Here is a 17,803-nt window from a genome sequence, read left to right on the forward strand (position 1 = left end):
GAAAACAAACGCTTCATTGCGGATTGAAAATCCGCGTGTCGGTGGTTCAAATCCGCCTCCGGGCACCACTATTTCTTCCGAAAGCACCCTAAAGATCAAGCTCTTAGCGCCCCTAAGGTGATTCTTGCGTGGTCTGACGTCAAGTGTAAGCGGTGTTCCGCTCACACCTTGGCAGGATAATTCCAAGGAAGCAGCTCATCGATCCGGCTCTGTTTATGACCGTTGACGATGGCGGTAAGTGTCCTGGTCAGATAGGCCTGCGGATCAACGGCGTTGAGTTTGCAGGTCTCAACGAGCGAGGCGATGATGGCCCAGTTTTCGGCTCCAGCGTCATGGCCGGCGAAGAGTGCGTTCTTCCGATTGAGGGCTATCGGCCGGATGGTTCGCTCCACGCTGTTGTTGTCGATTTCGATGCGGCCGTCGGCGAGGAAGAGAAGCAGACCCTCCCAGTATTTGGCGATGTATTTCAAGGCTTCGCCAAGCGGCGATTTGGCCGCAACACGGGCACGGTGATGAACGAGCCATGTTTCCAATTCGGTTACCAGCGAGGCTGATCGTTCCTGTCGCCCGGCGAGGCGAGCCTGCGGATGAAGGCCGCGCAATTCGGCTTCGATCCGGTAGAGTTCGCCGATCCGTTTGACGCCGTCCTCGGCAATCGGTGCTGCTCCGTTGCGGGTGATCTCCACCAGCTTGCGACGAGCGTGGGCCCAACAATAGGCAAGCCGAATGTCCGGGCCAATCCGGTCTGGCGCGATCAGCCTGTTGTATCCGGCATAGCCATCGACCTGCAGAATGCCCGAGAAGCCCTGCAATATCCGTTCGGCATGAATGCCCCCGCGACCGGGAGTGTAGGTGAAGGCGACGCCTGGTGGCGCACCACCGCCCCATGGACGATCATCACGAGCCAAGGCCCAGAAGTATCCTGTCTTGGTTTTACGGGAGCCGGGATCAAGCACGGGGGCACGGGTCTCGTCCATGAAGAGCTTGCTCGAACGCTTCAGGTCGGAGATCAGCGCATCAAAGACGGGACACAATTCGAAGGCTGCGCGACCGACCCAATCGGCAAGTGTGGACCTGTCGAGATCAATATCTTGGCGGCTCATGATCTGAGCCTGCCGATACAAAGGAAGGTGATCGGCATATTTGGAGACCAGCACATGGGCGACCGTCGCTTCCGTCGGCAACCCAGCCTGGATCAGACGTGCAGGAGCTGGGGCCTGAACGACGCCGTCGGTGCAGGCGCGGCAGGCATATTTGGGGCGGCGTGTGACGATGACGCGGAACTGGGCCGGGATCACGTCCAGCCTCTCGGACACATCGTCGCCGATGCAATGCAGGCATCCGCCGCAGGCGCAGATCAGGCTTTCCGGCTCGATCACCTCTTCGACACGAGGAAGATGCTTTGGAAGAGAGCCGCGATTGGTCGCTCGTGGCTTGATGAACCGCTTGCCCGAGGGGGCGTCCGCCTCATCCTCGGCATGGATCGCGGCCATTGCCGTTTCCAGGTCTTCAAGTGCCAGATCGAATTGGTCGGGATCGGTCTTCTCGGACTTGCGCCCGGAGGCCGCTTGCTTGAAGGCGGCAACCAGTTTCTCCAGCCGTTCGATCCGCTCATCTTTGCGGACAATCTGGGCGTCCTTGCCTGCCTCGCGTGCCTGCGCCGCAATCAGCATCGCCTTCAGGGCGGCAACATCATCGGGAAGATCGGCGGCGTTCAGCATGGCCGGAATCTACTAAATCCCGCTTCGAATTGCCTTTGGTATTTGCCACCCGAGTCATCGTGCCGCAGCTATTCGATGGCCTCCGGTGCTCTCGTTTCCACGGAACGAACGCGTCGCCAGTCGAGGCCCGCAAACAGCGCTTCGAACTGAGCATGGCCCAATGTCATTAGGCCATCTCTGATACCCGGCCAAGTGAAGGTGTGATCTTCCAGTCGCTTGTAGGCCATCACAAGACCGCTGCCATCCCAGTAGATCAGCTTCAACCGATCCGCCTTGCGTGACCGGAACACGAACACCGTTCCAGTGAACGGGTCTTTGCGCAACTCGTTCTTCACCAGCGCAGCCAAGCCGTCATGGCCCTTGCGGAAGTCCACAGGCTTCGTCGCCACCATGATCCGCACGCGGTTTGATGGAAAGATCATGCCGAGGTCGCAAGCGCACGTGCAACAGCCACGACCCGAGCGGTCGATGCACCTTCCTCCAGGCGGATCGTGACAGGGCCGACAATGATCTCGGGACGGCTGACTTCTTTGGCCGGCGGTTCGGCAGATGGCGTCTCGACGACCATCGCTGCGAATTCCATCGCATCTTCGGGCGCAGGCAAAACCAATTTGCCCTGCCGTGCCATCGCGCGCCAAGCAGACAAATGGTTGGGCTTCAACCCGTAGCGCTCTGCCACCTGATTCACCGTCACGTCCGGGCGCAGACTTTCCGAAACGATCTTGGCCTTGACCTCATCAGGCCAACGGCGATGTCGCTCACGACCGGTCTTCCCAGTCGTGAGTATCTCCAGTGTAGTGTCCATGGAGAAACTCCCTTCGCTCATCCATGGAAAGCCGATCACAGATCAGCGATGACAGGGCAATGTGGGGACAGAACACCGCTTACAGACAAGTTCCTCCGGCACAACGTCCTGTCCCTTGTTTGTCTGACATTGGCGCCCGTGGGGCAGATTTGGGGATTTGAACAATGGCCGAATTCTGGCTCTTAACATGATCCTCTTCGCATTCGCCCTGCTGGTGGCCGAGTTGATCAAGAAGGTCGAAGGGAAAGTCGAATTTTATGCAGGAGAAAGACAATGAAAATGCGTAGTGTAGCCGAGAAATACGTTATCGAACCGACAGAAATTCCGGCTATTCCAGTGGCCGGCACCGATAACATGTTCCCCGTGCACCGGGTTTATTGCGTGGGGCGGAACTATGCCGCGCACGCAGTTGAAATGGGTCATGACCCCGATAAGGAGCCCCCATTTTTCTTTCAGAAGAACCCTGACAATCTGGATTGCAGCGGCATGTTCTCCTATCCTCCTGCATCGAAAGACGTTCACTACGAGATCGAAATGCTGGTGGCCCTTAAAAGCGGGGGAACGGGTATTGCCCTCGATAAGGCGCTTGATTGCATCTACGGATACGGGGTCGCCTTGGATATGACCCGGCGCGACCTTCAGGGGGAGGCCAAGAAGATGGGCCGCCCCTGGGAAGTAGGCAAGGCGTTTGAGGGGGCGGCGCCATGCACGCCAATCGTTCCCGCCACTGCCAGCGGCCATCCTACTCAAGGTGCTGTCTGGTTGGATGTCAACGGCGAGCGGAAACAGACCGGAGATCTCAACCAGATGATTTGGAAAGTACCGGAAATGATTTCCTACCTTTCGGGTCTGTTTACGTTGATGCCGGGCGATATCATATTGTCGGGAACGCCTTCCGGTGTTGGCCCAGTCAATCGAGGTGATGTCCTCACAGGGCATGTCGCCGGTGTTGGCGATCTTGAAGTCCACGTCGTCTGACAGACGCCAGAGCGTACAGTGTCAAACCGGATCCGGGTGACCCGTATTGGGTCTATGTTTATCCATGTCGCGCAAAACCGCTGCTCATCTTTGCGCGACATGGACAGGGTTTGGAGTTCTGCGAGACTGATGATCCGGAAAGGGGCTGGAAAACCGTCGTGTTGCAAGGCTGGTTTATTGAATCTGATCCGAGTAGAAAACGTGCGGAGCATTTGAAGCAAAACACATGGGGCAATCGATCAAGACCCGGGGTGCCTTTATCTGCTAGAGAAGAGTAAATTGTTCCGGGAGATACCATGTCCACCGACCTCTTCAACCTGACCGGCAAGCGCGCTCTTGTGACCGGTTCCTCTCAGGGAATCGGGTTGGCCCTGGCCCGTGGCCTCGCCGCTGCCGGCGCCGATATCATCTTGAACGGCCGCGACGAGGCCAAGCTGAAAGCAGCCGCGGAAAGCCTTGGGGCAAAACACCTGCTGGCCTTTGACGCTACCGATCATGAAGTCGTGCGCAAGGCCGTCGATACCTTCGAAGCCGAGACCGGGGCAATCGACATCCTCGTCAACAATGCCGGTATGCAGCATCGGGCTCCGCTGGAGGAGTTCCCAGCCGATGCCTTCGAGCAATTGCTCAGGACCAATATCTCTACCGTCTTCAATGTTGGCCAGGCCGTCGCCCGCCACATGATCAAGCGCGGCGCGGGCAAGATCATCAATATCGCCAGCGTTCAGACGGCGCTCGCCCGCCCCGGCATCGCTCCCTATACAGCGACCAAGGGGGCCGTCGGCAACCTCACCAAGGGCATGGCGACAGACTGGGCCAAATACGGCCTGCAATGCAACGCGATTGCGCCGGGCTATTTCGACACGCCGCTGAACGCTGCGCTGGTTGCTGACGCCGATTTTACCACCTGGCTCGAAAAACGCACGCCGGCCGGCCGCTGGGGCAAGGTCGACGAACTCGTCGGCGCCTGCATCTTCCTGTCTTCGTCTGCGTCCTCCTTCGTCAACGGGCATGTTCTTTATGTCGACGGGGGCCTCACCGCTTCGCTTTGAAAGAGATCGGCGCTTCTCATTCACGAGTACCGCAGGCCGCGGCCCATCCGCCGTGGTTGCGGCGCTGACTGCGTGCCTGGAGCGTTTCGAGCCATGACCCACTCGGGACTCAGGGTGTTGTTGCTGACCGGAATCGCTGGTGCGATCACTCGTGTGCGTATCTCGGGCGGGCGATCCGGTTGGCGGGCGAGCAACCAAATGGCATCGAGAATCTGTATCGAAAATGCCACATTGCCTCCGTAATTCCGCAATGACTAAATTTTCACCGCACTTCTCTCATCCTTCGAAACCCAATTAAAACAAATAAATAGATCGCTTTTGACGGTGGTGGTTTTGCGCTTTGAGGCACGGCTCAACCTTCCGCCTGTGCTGGCGTTCTTTACATGACAAAAAAAGTCAACTATTAGACCGCTCATTGTAGCCCGCCAACTGTCCCCCGTTTGTGGATCGTGAGCCAGCCAACAGACTTCTCTCAGCGGTATGTCCGTTCGGGAGGCTCACCGATCATTGCACATTCAAAATGGGGGATGGGACATGAAAGTCTCGCTCAGGGGCGCGCCGGTTTCCGGCTGCCGAAAAAATTCGCACTCGCAGATTTCAGACATGTTGACTGCCACAGTGGCAGCGGCTTGCTTTGTTGCCGTGGGATCGCATCACGTATTGGCGCAGGATGGCGAGACCATCGTTCTTCCCACCGTTGAAGTTGAAACCACACAGCAAAAGGAGCCTGCAGCTGCGGTTGCCGCCGCCAAGCAGCAGGCCGCTGCTGCCAGCAGGCGCGCCGCACAACGCGCCGCAGCGGCCAGGGCGCAGCGTCAGGCAGATGCCGCTGCCGCACGTGCTGCAGCACTTGAAGAAGCCAATCAGCGCGCTGAAGCCGAAGCCAGGGCAGTGGCTGAAGCTGCCGCCAAGGCCAAGGAAATCGCCCGAGGCAATCCCTATGCCGATCCGGATGCGCCATTCAAAAGCGATCGCCTGGCCAATTCGCGCTTGCCCGGAAGCATTGCCGATACGCCGCGCACCGTAACAGCTATCGGCAAAGAAGTTCTGGAAGCCACCGGCATGACATCGGTTCGTGAAATTGCCCGCACCACACCGGGCATCTCGCTGGGGTTCGGCGAGGGCGGCAACTCCTTCGGCGACAACATCTACATTCGCGGCTTCAAGGCCAACAACGATCTCTATGTTGATGGTATCCGTGATTCCGGCACTAGCGTGCATGAGACTTTTAACACCGAACAGATCGAGGTGATCAAGGGACCTGCCGGGACCATCGGCGGCCGCGGCACAACCGGCGGTGCGCTGGATATTGTGTCAAAGAAGGCCAAGGACGTCTCGTTCTTCGATGCGTCGACGACATTGACCAGCGCGAAGACCAAACGCGCCACGATCGATTTCAATCATGCTTTCAACGAGCAGGTCCAGATCCGCATGAATGCGCTGGTTCAGGATGGCAATGTCGCGGGCCGTGACAATGTCGAGGATGACCGGCGTGGCTTTGCCGCGGCAGCGACCATCAAGCCTAGCGATCAGTTTACTATTGAGGCCGACGTGGCGCACACGGTCATCAACCAGACCCCGGATTGGGGCGTGCCATATATGTCGAACAATGGTGGCCCGGTGACCGAATATGGTGTCGACCGTGCAACCTTTTACGGCGTGGTTGGGCGCGATTACCAGGACGTGACGCAGACCGTCGGCACAATCAAGACGATCTATGAACTCAACGACAGTCTCAAACTGAGCAATACCGCGCGCTACTCCCACTCAATCAATGATTACGTGCTCACAGCCCCCAGCAGCCTGATCACCAACGGTTCGAACGATATCAATGACTGGCAGGTGGCCTTGAGTTTCAAGAGCCGGTACCAGGAGACCGATGTGTTCTCCGATGTGCTGGAACTGGCTGGCGAAACCATGCTGGGCGGGGTTGCCCACACCTATGTGGCAGGGCTGAGCTACAGCGACGAGCGGGTCAATACACGCGGCTATCAGAACCTGCAGAGCGAAGATTACCTGCCTCCGGCCGGGCAACGCGGTTGTACGGTCACGGCCGTCAACCCGAACCCGGTTGCCGAAGGCTGCTGGGCGGGTGAAGCGCCGGTGCTGGGGAATTCGGCGACCCTTACCAAGGTTCGCACGACATCGCTTTATGCGCTCGACACGATCGAGCTCAACGAGCAATGGCTGGTCAATGGCGGTGTCCGCGTCGATTTCTATGACAACGAGCGCAGTTCCGGCTCGTCGGATCTGTCACGCAAGGACACGTTGTTCAACTGGAATGCCGGCATCACCTACAAGCCCTGGGAGAATACCAGCCTCTACGCGGCAATCGCCAGTTCCTCGAACCCTTCGGGGCAGGAAATTGCTGCCGGTGGCAGCTTCTACGGTGGGCTTGATGATGGCGGCGCGCTGCTGTCTCCGGAACGCAACATGTCCTATGAGGTGGGTGTCAAATATGAATACAGTGACAATCTGCTGCTGACGGCTGCCGTCTTCCAGACCGTGAAATCGAACGCGCGGGAGGATTATGATCCAGATGGCCGTGGTGGTCCGCTGCCCACCCAGTACCTCGATACTCTGAAGTACCGGATGTCGGGCGTTGAACTGGGCGTGTCGGGTAATCTGACAGACCGGATCAGCCTGTTCGGTGGCGTCGTGTTGATGGACAGCGAAATCCTCGAAAGCTTCACGCCCAGTGAAGTCGGCAAGGATATTGCCAATATCGCCCACCAGCAATTCAGTCTTCTGGGGACCTACAAGTACAACGACCAACTCACGCTGGGGGCGAGGGTGACCTACGCCGGCGGCAGGAATCTTGGAAGCGTGTCGGCAAATGGCAATACCTTGCCGGACTACACGACCTTCGACCTGCTGGCGACCTACGAGTTCTCGGAGCATGCGGAGCTGCAGTTCAACGTCACCAATGTGGCTGACACGACCTATTACGACTCCGGCTACCGCTCCGGCTCGCCATTTACCTATGTGGCGCCCGGCCGCGAGTTCTCGTTCAACCTGAAAGCCAAGTTCTAGGACCTGGTCGACACTGCGTTCCGGGCGGCAAACATCCGGAGCGCATTTTAATGGGATAGCCAGATGCTGATCACAATTCCCGATATCCTGAGCAAGGATGAGGTGCGCCAGTTCCGCGAAGCCCTCGATGAGGCCGAGTGGGAGTCTGGCGCTAAGACCGCTGGGGTCCAGTCGGAGGCAGTCAAGCAGAACCAGCAATTGCCGGTATCGAGCGAGACTGCGCTCAAGCTCGGTCAATTCCTGCTGCAGAAACTTTCCGCAAATCAGCTCTTTCTGTCGGCTGCCCTGCCGCTCAGAATCCTGCCGCCAATGTTCAACCGCTACGAGACGGGAGAGACTTTCGGCATCCATGTCGACAATGCCATCCGCCTCAATCACCTCACGCAGGAGCGGCTGAGAACCGACCTGTCAATGACGGTGTTCCTGAGCGAACCGGACGAATATGACGGCGGCGAACTGATCGTTGAAGATCATTACGGCGCTCAGGAGGTCAAGCTGGAAGCGGGCCACATGGTGCTCTATCCGTCGACCAGTCTCCACCAGGTGGTGCCGGTCACACGCGGTGCGCGGGTCGCATCCTTTTTCTGGCTGCAAAGCATGATCCGCTCGGACGCGCACCGCACCATGCTGTTCGATCTTGATCAGACAATCCAGTCGCTCGCCGGGCGTCTGGGAACAGGAGACAGTGAAGTCGTTCGCCTGACCGGCATTTATCACAATCTCATCCGCACATGGGCAGAGACCTAGACCATGAAGACGAAACCGATCCGATATGCCGCCCTGATCACACTCATGGTGCTGACGGGGAGCGCCGTTGCGCAAGACGCCACCCAGTCCTCCATTCAGGGCGAGTGGCTTGGCGGTGTTGTGAACGCTCTTTCGGCCTGGTTCCATCAAGCCGGCGAAGACGAATTGAGTGCCATCGGCATGTTCATGGCAGCCGACTGGGTTGTCAAAGCGGTAATGCTCTCGCTGGCCTTTGCCTCCGTGCTGACATGGGTCATCTTCTTTGCAAAGACCGCGGACCTGCTGTGGCAGAAGGCCAGGCTCAAAAGCAGTTTTCGCCGGCTGGACGGACATGGAACCCTGAGCGGGGTTCACGCGATCTTCGCGAGGGGCAATGGTATTGTTAACCGCATGCTGCATGCGGCGGTACGGGAGCGCGAGCGCAGCAGCGCCGGGGGCCTCGACAAACCCGGCGACAAGGCCGGCATCAAGGAGCGCGTTTCCTCAGAGCTTGCGCGGATCGAAGCCGGGGCTGCCAGGAGCATGATGTCGGGCACCGGCATTCTCGCCAATATCGGCTCGACTGCTCCCTTTGTCGGCCTGTTCGGAACGGTTTGGGGCATCATGAACAGCTTCATTTCGATTTCCGAGAGCAACACCACCAATCTGGCGGTTGTCGCGCCGGGGATTGCCGAAGCGCTGCTGGCCACCGCTATCGGTCTGGTGGCGGCAATTCCGGCCGTGATCTTTTACAATCTGGTTGCGCGCGGAATCGGCGGATACAAGGTCATGCTGGCCGACGCGGCTGCACTGGTCGAACGCACGTTGTCGCGTGATCTCGATTTCGCCGAGCAAGGCCGCAAAGGTGTGGTGATCGGGGTGCCGGTTGCACAAATGCCTGACCTTGCCGAGGCTGCGGAGTAAGCGCCATGGCTGGTAGAATTGGCGATGACGACGAACTGGCAGAAAACCACGACATCAACATCACGCCCTTCATCGATGTGATGCTGGTGCTGTTGATCATCTTCATGATCGCCGCGCCGCTGTCGACGGTGGATATTCCGGTGGAACTGCCGGTTGCGGTTGCCGAGCCGCCGCAGCGGCCGCTCAAGCCGGTGTTCATCACCATTGCCGAAGACTTGGAGCTGTCAGTCGGCGAGACCAAGACGACGTTTGAGCGGCTCTACGTTGATGTCGGGATTGCCACCCTGCAAAAACGCGACACCCGGCTCTACATTCGCGCTGACAAATCGGTGCCCTATGGTGAGTTCATTCGCGTAATGAATATTCTCAGGGCCGATGGTTTTTTGAAGATCGGACTGGTGGGGCTGGATGAAAATGCATTGCCGCCGGAGGAACAACAGCCGGTGGGCAGCGCTACTGTACCGTCCACTGCTACAGGGCAGCAGCCATGAGCCTGATTTATCAGCGTGCCCCCTCCGGCATCTGGTTCTGGGCATGTGCGGCGGTGGCAAGTGTTGGCCTTCATGGCGGACTGTCCTATCTGGCCTTGCGGGATCAGCCCGCCGCCGTGATCAAACCGGCGGTGGATACAGGCATTACCGGAGCCATCATGTTTGACCTCTCGGACCTGATTGCAGCCCCTGTTGATATGGCGGAAGACAGCGCCGAAGCTGACGAATCCGCTGAAGCGCCGACCATTACCGAAAGCCCGGAAGTGGTCGACCCGGCCAAAGCTGCGGAAGAACCGATGCTGAGCCAGATTCCTTACAAGGTGGAGGATGAAAGCCTGAAATTCGGCGTGGCCAGTCCTGAGCCGGCTGAAGAGACCGACAAGCTCGCGCACGAGATCGCCGCCGAGTACAAGCCGGAAGACGCCGACCAGCCGAGCGCCGCCGGCGCTCAGAAAAGTGATGCGGCCGATGCTTCTGTCGCCGCTGTTGCCACGGAAGAAACCGCCGAAACGGTCAAGGCGACCGGCGAGGGACTGACCGCGGAACAGAAGGCGGAGGTGCGCAAATGGCAGCGCAATATCGTGCTCAGAATCAGCAAGCTCCGGAAGTACCCTGCGCTGGCACGCGAAAAACGGATCGAGGGCGAGGTACGGGTCCGCTTCACGCTCGACCAGTATGGAACAATCTTGTCGTCTGAGATCGAGACATCGTCGGGGTGGCCGGTGCTTGATGAGGCGGCACTCGCTGTCTTTGACCAGATCGGCAAATTGCCGACCCCGCCAAGCTACCTCGAAGGCGACCGCTTCACGCTGCTGGCGCCAATCCGCTACTCGTTCCGGTAAATTGCGTCCGGTCGATAAATGAGGTCTGGCGTGATGTCGGCCAGTGTGCGGCAGCCGGTCAGCATCATGGCGATCTCGAACTCGTCACGCAGCAACCTGAGCACATGGCTGACACCGGCAGCCCCGGCAGCAGCCAGGCCGGAAATCGCTGCACGTCCAACCAGCACCGCCGTGGCCCCCAGCGCCAGCGCCTTGAAAATGTCGGTACCACGCCGAACACCGCCGTCCATCAATATCGGAACGGCCCCGTCGCAAGCCTTCACGATAGCAGGCAGCAATGTGATGGTGGCCGGCACAGTATCAAGAATTCTGCCGCCATGGTTGGAGACGACGATGGCGCTGGCGCCGGCTTCGGTAGCCAGCCGGGCATCACCAGGGTGGACGATGCCTTTCAGGATTACAGGCAGGGGGAGTTCCGGCAAAGCCACTCCACATCCGCCCATCCCGGCGCGACATGGGCAATACGGTCAAACAGCATCGACTCGCCTTGTTCAAGCGGTGCGAAACGTGGCGCAGGCATGCCTGCCAGATTGATCGCAGAAATTTCGGCAGGTAGCCGGAAACCGGTGCGGATCTCGCGGTCACGGACACCCTGGACCGGGGCATCGACAGTCAGCACGATGGCGCTGAACCCGAGGTCAGCCACCCGCTGCACAAACGCCAGATTGGCCTCGCGGCTGGGCCCCCAATAAAGCTGGAACCAGGTGCAGGCGGTGCTGGCAGCCCGAACATCGGCGGCGTCGATGCTGCTTTGCGCGCTCAGCACCAGTGCCGCGTCCTGCGCGGCCGCTCCGATAGCCATGGCTGTTTCGCCATAAGGATGAACCAGTTTCTGGTAGGCCACGGGCGCGACCAGAATCGGATGCGCCATGGGCTGGCCAAGCAGAGTAAGCTTGGTGGAACCATTCCGCATATCGGCCAGCATGCGCGGCAGCAACTCGATCCTGGAAAAAGCTTTGTGATTGGTTTCAAGCGTCAGTTCATCACCTGCGCCACCGAAGAAATACGCTGCCCGATCGGCGCTCAGAATCTGGCGAGCTTGGCTTTCATAATCGCGCAAGGTTGGCTGCAAGGTTGCCGATGTCATTTGTAGAGGATGAGTTTGCCCTGCCGGGTGATGCGCAACCGGTAGAGCAGATTTTCATGCGATATGCTGATTTCGCGGCGATCTCCAAACAGTGCACTCGATGCAATTACCGCTGCCGAGGCGTCACCTTCAGGCATCGCGGACTGAGGCGTCGGGGAGGCTGACAGGTCAGACTCCGGGGACGGCGGCGACTGGCTATCGGTTTTACGCATGAAAACACTCTATCTGGCGCTCGACCTCATCCGTGGAAGCGGTGTTAGGCGCATTTGAAATACATGATAAAAATACTCATATTTAATTTGACCCTGCTTGTCCACCACCCGAACGGCTTTGGTGACACGGTTTTTGCCACTTTCGATCGCCATTTTCAAACGCCCGCGTTCGCTTCATTTTTCGCCCTCATCGGTCCAGACTCTGATCGCGTAAGCAGAAGAACCCCTTGGCGGGGCATGTCCAACTGAAGGGTAATTGTTCGGGCCTGTCTGCAGGCCGATCGCTGGGATGTACAAGGCCACCGATCGGGGACCGCCCCGCGTGCGGTCAATAACGGCGCAGGCGCGTGATGCAGATCGTTTTGACTGCAGATGTCAGGGACTATTGGCCGGCATTCGGCAGCACCGGCGCGCGGATTTCGCCTTCTGGTGCGGCAGACAGCGCAAAATCCCGCGGCGACAACATGATGTCGGCAAGCGTATACTGATCGAACGTGGCCATGAAGGCGTTGAGCGCCTGATTCATCAGGCTGGGCAATCGGCAGCAGCCGGAAATGACGCACTGATTGGAGGGTGTCAGGCATTCTACCAGTGCGAAGTCCACTTCGGTGGCCCGCATCACCGCACCGAGGTTTATCTGTTCGGCGGGTTTGGCCAGCGTAAACCCGCCGGAACGGCCGCGAACGCCGCGCAAATACCCGGCCTTGGTCAGCATGTTGACGACTTTCATCAGATGGGCTTGGGATACCCGGTAGGCCTTGGCCGTTTCCTCGATGGTCACCAGCCGTTCACCCGCAGCCCCCGCATACATCAGCACCCGTAACGCATAGTCTGAGAAAGTGGTCAGTTTCATGGGGTTCCCTGGTATTGTTGGCCATCGCCTCTGGAGCTCGATGCGCGACGGATCTGGTCCTGCCTGCAGGCACGATCCATACCCGCAATGAAGCGCATCTGCCAGAGCGGTGCCGGTGCATGAAGCTGATCCCGGTCCATCGACCAGACCCCGTTCTGAAATCGGCTGCAACGGCTAAGGCGAACGACCCGGTCTGTTAGTTCCGCGCTTGTCTCATACGAAAATCATTACCACGACCGCGCCGATCACCACCGCAACCAGGCCACCGATCAACATTGGCAACAGCGTGTTGTCCTGGTCGATGTCGCGGGTTTCGTAGATCTGAGGCTCGGCGGGTTTGGGTGTGTTCTCGTGCTTTTCAATGGCATGTTCCGGCATGTTTTTGCTCCTATGTGGCTGTCGGATTTCATTGACAGGCGGTGTCATGGCAATTGTCGGTCTGCTGCCCTCTGTGCGGCAAGGCTCATCCAGTCTTCGTAGAGACCTCGATCCTCTTTTGAAAAACGGGCCCTATGTTTCAGATCCTCGAAAGAATCGTCAATGCGCAGCCGGTCATAGTCATCGCGAACCAGCGCTTCGAGATCCATCGGGACGTCTGGCTTTCCAGGTTCGTGAACAAGCACCGCCCCGTCGGAGGCCAGGCGCGGATGATCGGATGGCTGTGTCACCGCGCGTCTCCCTGCGTCTTGGATTTGCCGGTGTCGCGTAAAACTCCGAGCCCTGTTGTTACGGTCGCGTCAGCGTCCGCAACGGAAGCAATCGCGTCGTTGACGCCAGAGACTGTGGTTTCGTGCAGCCTCATGATGTGAGCCTGCAGGCTGGCGGCCGCGGCGGGGGGCAAAAGCCTGCAAAGCACCGCGTGGAAATAGGGCTTAAGCATGCGTCCGGTCACCCCGCGTTCGGCACAAATCAGATCAACGATATTGGCTTCGAGCCTGGACAGCTGAAGAGGCCGTGCGCCGCGATCAAGGATCACGCGCAGCGCGTCTTCTATCTGATCCCAGCGGGCGCCTGAGATATGCGTCATCACGTTGGTGATGTGGCTGTTGGCCCGAAATGAAGCGACAACAGCGCGAGTGAGCGCCTCAAGCCCCAAGTCAAGACCGAGATCGAGCACTGTCGGCTGCGGCAAAATGTCGGTGTCGGCGGCCAACTCGCTGTTGCCGAGAACGGGGCCGGCGCTGCTCTGCGCCAGCGTGTCATGCCCACACCCGGCGGTGCCAATCGCCCGTAAATCCCCGAATTCCATGATATCCATCGCTTGCTCCGTCTCGTCGCGACACTGTCTAGGCTGCCCGCCGTTTGGTGCGTGCGGCTTCACCTTGAAAAGTTCTGTCATGTTCTAACCCATAAAAGATACATTGACAATGTATCTTTAAACGAGAACATTACGGCATGGCTGACGCGGCCGGGACGATTGCCCGACCGCAGACGCCATCGGCGCGCCAGCCTGGACTTGTGGCCAGGTGTCCGGCGCGCCGCAGCCTCCCCAGGGGTCGCCGGGCGCGTAACCGCGCGTTCGCATTTGATCTTGAACAGAAGGAAATCAGAAATGACCGAAGCCACAGACGCTGTCGACCTGCGCAGCCTCGTCCCCGCACAACGCCACGCCAAGATCTTCCAGCTTGTCCATGCGCTCGCACCGGGCAAATCATTCGAGCTGATCAACGATCACGATCCCAAGCCGCTCTACTACCAGCTCGAAGTCGAGTATCCCGGCGAATTTTCCTGGGAATACCGCGAACAGGGCCCCGAAGCCTGGCGCGTTGCAATCGGCAAGATCGAAAAGGCTGCCTGAAGGCGCACGGGATGGCGCCAGCCGGAACTGGCGTCATTCCCAAGGAAAAAATGATGCTTGGTGTCACACTGTCCCGTTGGACGATGTCCTATTTTTTTGCTGCTCTCTCGGCACTGGTCGCCGCAGAGACCATGATGGTAGCCGGTTTCGGCTATCCGGCCGCAGGGTTGCGCGCGCCTGAAACGTTGGTCCTGGTTCATGTGATCACCATCGGCTGGCTCAGCCTGCTGATGTGCGGCGCACTGTTCCAGTTTGCACCGGTGCTGATCGCGCGGCGTCTATACAGCGATACATTGCCCTTGCCCGCCCTGCTGCTGGTGCTGGCCGGCCTTGGCTTGCTGCTGGCCGGCTTTCTGCAGCTTGCCGGTTGGCTGTCGACGCTGCCATCGCTGCTGCCGATCGCAGGTGTCGTTCTCAGTGCTGGCTTTGCCGTGGTGCTGTGGAACCTCGGACGTACATTGTGGCCGGCCAGGCCGCTGCCACTGCCAGCGCGTTTTGTCGCCACAGGCTTGGTCTCGCTGGCGTTGACCGTGACCTTCGGTGTTATTTTCGCCACCGTGCTGGGTCAGCAGACGAACTCGGAACCCCTGCTTGCCATCGCCGGCGCAGCACTTCCGTTGCATGTCGCAGCCGGCATCGGCGGCTGGCTGACGTTGACGGCCATGGGCGTGAGCTACCGGCTGCTGGCAATGTTCATGCTCGCGCCGGAACTTGGTGGTGCACGGCCGAAGCTGGTTTTGGCCTTTGCCATCGCCGCCCTGGTGGTGGTGGTGGCGGTCGGGATCGGTGCGGTGTTGACCGGCGCCAGCCTGCTCATTCCGCTTCTTGCAGGCAGCATCCTCGCGCTGGTCTCGCTTGTTCTCTACGGGGCCGACATCGTCCATCTCTATCGCGCGCGCAGGCGCCGCTTTATCGAGCTCAACAGTCGCATGGCGATTTTTGCGCTGGCCTCGCTTGCGGCCGCCCTTGTCCTGACCTTTGCGCTCGCGGCCTTCGGTCGGTTCACCGACGGGCTCGGCCCGGTGGTGTTTCTTCTGGTCTTTGGCTGGTTGTCGGGGCTGGGCCTCGCCAAGCTCTACAAGATCGTGGCTTTCCTGACCTGGCTCGAATGTTACGGCCCGGTGCTCGGGCGGATGACGACCCCCAGAGTGCAGGACCTGGTGGTCGAGCATCGCGCCCGCAAGTGGTTCTGGCTTTATTTCCTGGCGGTCTGGTTCGGCACTCTGGCGATGCTGGTCGGCCAGGCTGCCGCGTTCCGCATCGCTGCCGCTGCCATGCTTGTGGCAACCATCGGGATTATCAGCGAGTTCGCGCGAGCTCGCCTTCTTTCGGACGTGGAGGCTCGCTCCGACGGGCCGGATGCGGTGCGCAGGCCGCATTTGCTGTTCTCCCGCCCGCCCGCGAATTGAAAACCAAGGAGTAAATCTGATGACCACGACATTTGTCGATCTCGATGTTCGCCCGATCCTCAAGGACGGCGGGGAGCCGTTTGATCTCATTATGAAAGCAATAGCAGCGCTTGGTCCCAACCAGGGCCTGCGGCTGCTGGCAACCTTCCAGCCTATCCCGCTGTTTCACGTCATGAAGTCAAAGGGCTTCACCCATGAAGCCACGGAAATAGGCGAGGGCGACTGGGAAGTGCTGTTCACCCCGGGACAGGCGGTCGAAGCGGAAACCCCGACACAGGCGCCTGCTGCAGCTGCGGCAGAAGCGGATGACAGCAAGTGGCCGGATCCCGAGCAGCAGCTCGACAATCGCGATCTGGAACCGCCAGAGCCGATGGTGCGGGTTCTCGCCGTGATCGAAACCATGCAGCACGGTCAGGTTTTGTCGGCATTGTTGTGCCGCGAGCCGATTTTCCTGTTTCCCGAACTTGAAAAGCGCGGGCATCAATGGCGCGGCGGTTTCGAGCCCGATGGCACGACCTACAAGGTGCTGATCCGCGTACTTCACAACAAAGAAGCGGCATAGCCAAGCTTGCTGCGGGTTGCTGCCTTTCGCGTTATGCCTTCATGGAGTTTTGAACGATGTTCATCCAGACCGAACCGATGCCCGATGCATCGCGCCTCAAGTTTTTCCCCGGCAAGGAAGTCTACCCCGCCGGAACGGTTGAGTTTGCCAATCGGGAGGAAGCGGCGGTGTCGCCGCTGGCCCAGCGTCTTTTCGATATTCCCGAAGTGGCCGCGGTCGCTTTCGGCTTTGACTATCTCGTCATCACCAAGAATGGCGGCGACTGGCAGCACCTGAAACCGGCAATGCTGGGCACCATCATGGAGCATTTCATGTCAGATGCGCCGGTGATGCGTCCGGCAAGAAAAGAGCCGGGCAGCAATGCCGGCGAGACCAGCGAACTTGTCGCCGAGATCCTGACATCCCTGCGCCAGGTCATCGACCCGGAACTCGGCTACAACATCGTCGATCTCGGGCTGATCTACGATGTGGCACCCGGCGCCGACGGCGTGACGTTCGTGGCCATGACCACGACCACGCCCGGATGCCCCGCCACCAACTACCTCAAGCAGGGCGTTCACGAACGCGCAGGTGCCGTCGAAGGTGTCACCGGGGTCGAGGTCGACCTGACCTATGAGCCGCCATGGACCCCGGAAATGATGAGCCCGGAGGCCAAATTGCATTTCGGAATTGACCAATGAGTGATGGCGGCACCCCGCACGATGAAGCGTCCGCGCTCGATCAGGCCGGACTGGTGCTGCTTCTTGTCAAAAGCCTCGAGGCCCTGGCCTCTGCGGGGCAGGTCGACGCTGCTTGCCGGCTTGCCGGACAGGCGTGCGCCGGCCTGCGAAATTCAGATCCGCGCGGCTGGGGCAGGCTCAATGCGCTGCTTCATCGTCTCGCCCGCCGCGCGCCAGAGGTCGGCACAGTGGCAGCATCACGAGATCGGTAGCCCTGTTCCGGCTCAGCCCTTTGAGAACGGTCTCGTCGCAGCCAGACGGGAACTTTACCCGCGCATCCGCGTTGGTCTGCCGGATTTCGAGAGATCAATCCGGGAGAGCAAAGATGCAAAAGCGTACTGCCATTTCATGGGTCATCTCCGGCATGGTCAACGCCGTATTGTTCGGTGTCGGCATCGTGGTGGTGCTGTCGGTGCCGGCTCTTGAAGCCTGGGCGCCCTATCTCATTCCCCTGGTTGTCGTCGTTGCATTCGCGCTGACGCCGTTTTTCGCCTGGAAAATTGCGCCCAGACTCCGGGCCGACCGCCAAGCTCACATCACTTGAGCGCCGCTCGTGCAGCCTTTCCGATAGCCGTACTCTGCTTCCGCGCC

At 59.5% G+C, this 17,803-nt stretch carries 21 protein-coding genes and 1 pseudogene; 13 read left to right on the forward strand and 9 right to left on the reverse strand.

Going from position 1 to position 17,803, the window contains the following annotated elements:
- Nucleotides 1-161 precede the first annotated feature (161 nt).
- The 3 genes from tnpC to OEG84_RS19715 all read right to left on the reverse strand — a co-directional run bounded on the left by tnpC (nt 162) and on the right by OEG84_RS19715 (nt 2,526).
- Nucleotides 162-1,721, reverse strand: coding sequence for an IS66 family transposase (gene tnpC / locus OEG84_RS19705; protein WP_267655301.1), 1,560 nt, complete (start codon nt 1,719-1,721; stop codon nt 162-164).
- A gap of 68 nt (nt 1,722-1,789) precedes the next feature.
- Nucleotides 1,790-2,143: an IS66 family insertion sequence element accessory protein TnpB gene (gene tnpB, locus OEG84_RS19710; protein WP_267653392.1), complete on the reverse strand. Its 354-nt coding sequence runs from the start codon at nt 2,141-2,143 to the stop codon at nt 1,790-1,792.
- Entirely contained in the window at nt 2,140-2,526 is a 387-nt protein-coding gene (locus OEG84_RS19715) for a transposase (RefSeq protein ID WP_267655302.1), read from the reverse strand. The genes tnpB and OEG84_RS19715 overlap by 4 nt, the downstream gene beginning before the upstream one ends.
- Before the next feature lie 273 nt (nt 2,527-2,799).
- Between OEG84_RS19715 and OEG84_RS19720 the strand changes: the two genes are divergently transcribed.
- From OEG84_RS19720 to OEG84_RS19750, 7 genes are all read left to right on the forward strand, one after another.
- Complete coding sequence (locus OEG84_RS19720) at nt 2,800-3,504, forward strand: fumarylacetoacetate hydrolase family protein (RefSeq protein ID WP_267655304.1); 705 nt, start codon at nt 2,800-2,802, stop codon at nt 3,502-3,504.
- Between the two features lie 296 nt (nt 3,505-3,800).
- The gene (locus OEG84_RS19725) at nt 3,801-4,556 is read left to right on the forward strand and encodes an SDR family oxidoreductase (protein WP_267655305.1); all 756 of its coding nucleotides are present in this window, start codon (nt 3,801-3,803) and stop codon (nt 4,554-4,556) included.
- Between the two features lie 603 nt (nt 4,557-5,159).
- Nucleotides 5,160-7,589: a TonB-dependent receptor gene (locus tag OEG84_RS19730; RefSeq protein ID WP_267655306.1), complete on the forward strand. Its 2,430-nt coding sequence runs from the start codon at nt 5,160-5,162 to the stop codon at nt 7,587-7,589.
- 63 nt (nt 7,590-7,652) lie between these two features.
- Entirely contained in the window at nt 7,653-8,336 is a 684-nt protein-coding gene (locus OEG84_RS19735) for a Fe2+-dependent dioxygenase (protein WP_267655307.1), read from the forward strand.
- 3 nt (nt 8,337-8,339) lie between these two features.
- Entirely contained in the window at nt 8,340-9,239 is a 900-nt protein-coding gene (exbB, locus tag OEG84_RS19740) for a tonB-system energizer ExbB (RefSeq protein ID WP_267655308.1), read from the forward strand.
- A gap of 5 nt (nt 9,240-9,244) precedes the next feature.
- On the forward strand, nt 9,245-9,730 hold the full coding sequence (gene exbD, locus OEG84_RS19745; protein ID WP_267655309.1) for a TonB system transport protein ExbD: 486 nt from the start codon (nt 9,245-9,247) through the stop codon (nt 9,728-9,730).
- Nucleotides 9,727-10,572: an energy transducer TonB gene (locus OEG84_RS19750; RefSeq protein ID WP_267655310.1), complete on the forward strand. Its 846-nt coding sequence runs from the start codon at nt 9,727-9,729 to the stop codon at nt 10,570-10,572. Before exbD ends, OEG84_RS19750 begins: the two co-directional genes overlap by 4 nt.
- On the opposite strand, the pseudogene OEG84_RS19755 reads toward OEG84_RS19750, so the two are convergent.
- From OEG84_RS19755 to OEG84_RS19780, 6 genes and pseudogenes are all read right to left on the reverse strand, one after another.
- Nucleotides 10,557-11,659: pseudogene (locus tag OEG84_RS19755) on the reverse strand (alpha-hydroxy acid oxidase). The gene OEG84_RS19750 and the pseudogene OEG84_RS19755 overlap by 16 nt on opposite strands.
- The gene (locus OEG84_RS19760) at nt 11,656-11,871 is read right to left on the reverse strand and encodes a hemin uptake protein HemP (protein ID WP_267655311.1); all 216 of its coding nucleotides are present in this window, start codon (nt 11,869-11,871) and stop codon (nt 11,656-11,658) included. Before OEG84_RS19760 ends, OEG84_RS19755 begins: the two are co-directional and overlap by 4 nt.
- 382 nt (nt 11,872-12,253) lie before the next feature.
- Nucleotides 12,254-12,724: an RrF2 family transcriptional regulator gene (locus OEG84_RS19765; protein ID WP_267655312.1), complete on the reverse strand. Its 471-nt coding sequence runs from the start codon at nt 12,722-12,724 to the stop codon at nt 12,254-12,256.
- 213 nt (nt 12,725-12,937) lie between these two features.
- Entirely contained in the window at nt 12,938-13,102 is a 165-nt protein-coding gene (locus OEG84_RS19770; RefSeq protein WP_267655313.1) for a hypothetical protein, read from the reverse strand.
- Nucleotides 13,103-13,146: 44 nt separating this feature from the next.
- A complete protein-coding gene (locus OEG84_RS19775) occupies nt 13,147-13,392 on the reverse strand; it encodes a hypothetical protein (protein ID WP_267655314.1) in 246 nt (81 codons plus the stop codon).
- The gene (locus OEG84_RS19780; protein WP_267655315.1) at nt 13,389-14,045 is read right to left on the reverse strand and encodes a hypothetical protein; all 657 of its coding nucleotides are present in this window, start codon (nt 14,043-14,045) and stop codon (nt 13,389-13,391) included. The genes OEG84_RS19775 and OEG84_RS19780 overlap by 4 nt, the downstream gene beginning before the upstream one ends.
- A gap of 231 nt (nt 14,046-14,276) precedes the next feature.
- On the opposite strand from OEG84_RS19780, the gene OEG84_RS19785 reads away from it, so the two are divergent.
- From OEG84_RS19785 to OEG84_RS19810, 6 genes are all read left to right on the forward strand, one after another.
- Nucleotides 14,277-14,522, forward strand: coding sequence for a DUF2249 domain-containing protein (locus tag OEG84_RS19785; RefSeq protein WP_267655316.1), 246 nt, complete (start codon nt 14,277-14,279; stop codon nt 14,520-14,522).
- A gap of 11 nt (nt 14,523-14,533) precedes the next feature.
- Nucleotides 14,534-15,931: a hypothetical protein gene (locus OEG84_RS19790; protein ID WP_267655317.1), complete on the forward strand. Its 1,398-nt coding sequence runs from the start codon at nt 14,534-14,536 to the stop codon at nt 15,929-15,931.
- 19 nt (nt 15,932-15,950) lie between these two features.
- Complete coding sequence (locus OEG84_RS19795) at nt 15,951-16,493, forward strand: DUF2249 domain-containing protein (protein ID WP_267655318.1); 543 nt, start codon at nt 15,951-15,953, stop codon at nt 16,491-16,493.
- A gap of 56 nt (nt 16,494-16,549) precedes the next feature.
- Nucleotides 16,550-17,173, forward strand: coding sequence for a NifU N-terminal domain-containing protein (locus tag OEG84_RS19800; RefSeq protein ID WP_267655319.1), 624 nt, complete (start codon nt 16,550-16,552; stop codon nt 17,171-17,173).
- Nucleotides 17,170-17,424: a hypothetical protein gene (locus OEG84_RS19805; RefSeq protein ID WP_267655320.1), complete on the forward strand. Its 255-nt coding sequence runs from the start codon at nt 17,170-17,172 to the stop codon at nt 17,422-17,424. Before OEG84_RS19800 ends, OEG84_RS19805 begins: the two co-directional genes overlap by 4 nt.
- A gap of 113 nt (nt 17,425-17,537) precedes the next feature.
- A complete protein-coding gene (locus OEG84_RS19810; protein ID WP_267655322.1) occupies nt 17,538-17,756 on the forward strand; it encodes a hypothetical protein in 219 nt (72 codons plus the stop codon).
- Nucleotides 17,757-17,803: the final 47 nt, after the last annotated feature.

Origin of the sequence: Hoeflea algicola (genome assembly GCF_026619415.1) — a bacterium.
In the GTDB taxonomy this organism is placed as follows: Bacteria; Pseudomonadota; Alphaproteobacteria; order Rhizobiales; family Rhizobiaceae; genus Hoeflea; species Hoeflea algicola.

Bases quoted from the DNA above. Each gene is read 5' to 3' on its own strand.
- tnpC (WP_267655301.1), bottom strand. From the start codon at position 1,721: ATGCTGAACGCCGCCGATCTTCCCGATGATGTTGCCGCCCTGAAGGCG.
- tnpB (WP_267653392.1), bottom strand. From the start codon at position 2,143: ATGATCTTTCCATCAAACCGCGTGCGGATCATGGTGGCGACGAAGCCT.
- OEG84_RS19715 (WP_267655302.1), bottom strand. From the start codon at position 2,526: ATGGACACTACACTGGAGATACTCACGACTGGGAAGACCGGTCGTGAG.
- OEG84_RS19720 (WP_267655304.1), top strand. From the start codon at position 2,800: ATGAAAATGCGTAGTGTAGCCGAGAAATACGTTATCGAACCGACAGAA.
- OEG84_RS19725 (WP_267655305.1), top strand. From the start codon at position 3,801: ATGTCCACCGACCTCTTCAACCTGACCGGCAAGCGCGCTCTTGTGACC.
- OEG84_RS19730 (WP_267655306.1), top strand. From the start codon at position 5,160: ATGTTGACTGCCACAGTGGCAGCGGCTTGCTTTGTTGCCGTGGGATCG.
- OEG84_RS19735 (WP_267655307.1), top strand. From the start codon at position 7,653: ATGCTGATCACAATTCCCGATATCCTGAGCAAGGATGAGGTGCGCCAG.
- exbB (WP_267655308.1), top strand. From the start codon at position 8,340: ATGAAGACGAAACCGATCCGATATGCCGCCCTGATCACACTCATGGTG.
- exbD (WP_267655309.1), top strand. From the start codon at position 9,245: ATGGCTGGTAGAATTGGCGATGACGACGAACTGGCAGAAAACCACGAC.
- OEG84_RS19750 (WP_267655310.1), top strand. From the start codon at position 9,727: ATGAGCCTGATTTATCAGCGTGCCCCCTCCGGCATCTGGTTCTGGGCA.
- OEG84_RS19760 (WP_267655311.1), bottom strand. From the start codon at position 11,871: ATGCGTAAAACCGATAGCCAGTCGCCGCCGTCCCCGGAGTCTGACCTG.
- OEG84_RS19765 (WP_267655312.1), bottom strand. From the start codon at position 12,724: ATGAAACTGACCACTTTCTCAGACTATGCGTTACGGGTGCTGATGTAT.
- OEG84_RS19770 (WP_267655313.1), bottom strand. From the start codon at position 13,102: ATGCCGGAACATGCCATTGAAAAGCACGAGAACACACCCAAACCCGCC.
- OEG84_RS19785 (WP_267655316.1), top strand. From the start codon at position 14,277: ATGACCGAAGCCACAGACGCTGTCGACCTGCGCAGCCTCGTCCCCGCA.
- OEG84_RS19790 (WP_267655317.1), top strand. From the start codon at position 14,534: ATGGCGCCAGCCGGAACTGGCGTCATTCCCAAGGAAAAAATGATGCTT.
- OEG84_RS19795 (WP_267655318.1), top strand. From the start codon at position 15,951: ATGACCACGACATTTGTCGATCTCGATGTTCGCCCGATCCTCAAGGAC.
- OEG84_RS19800 (WP_267655319.1), top strand. From the start codon at position 16,550: ATGTTCATCCAGACCGAACCGATGCCCGATGCATCGCGCCTCAAGTTT.
- OEG84_RS19805 (WP_267655320.1), top strand. From the start codon at position 17,170: ATGAGTGATGGCGGCACCCCGCACGATGAAGCGTCCGCGCTCGATCAG.
- OEG84_RS19810 (WP_267655322.1), top strand. From the start codon at position 17,538: ATGCAAAAGCGTACTGCCATTTCATGGGTCATCTCCGGCATGGTCAAC.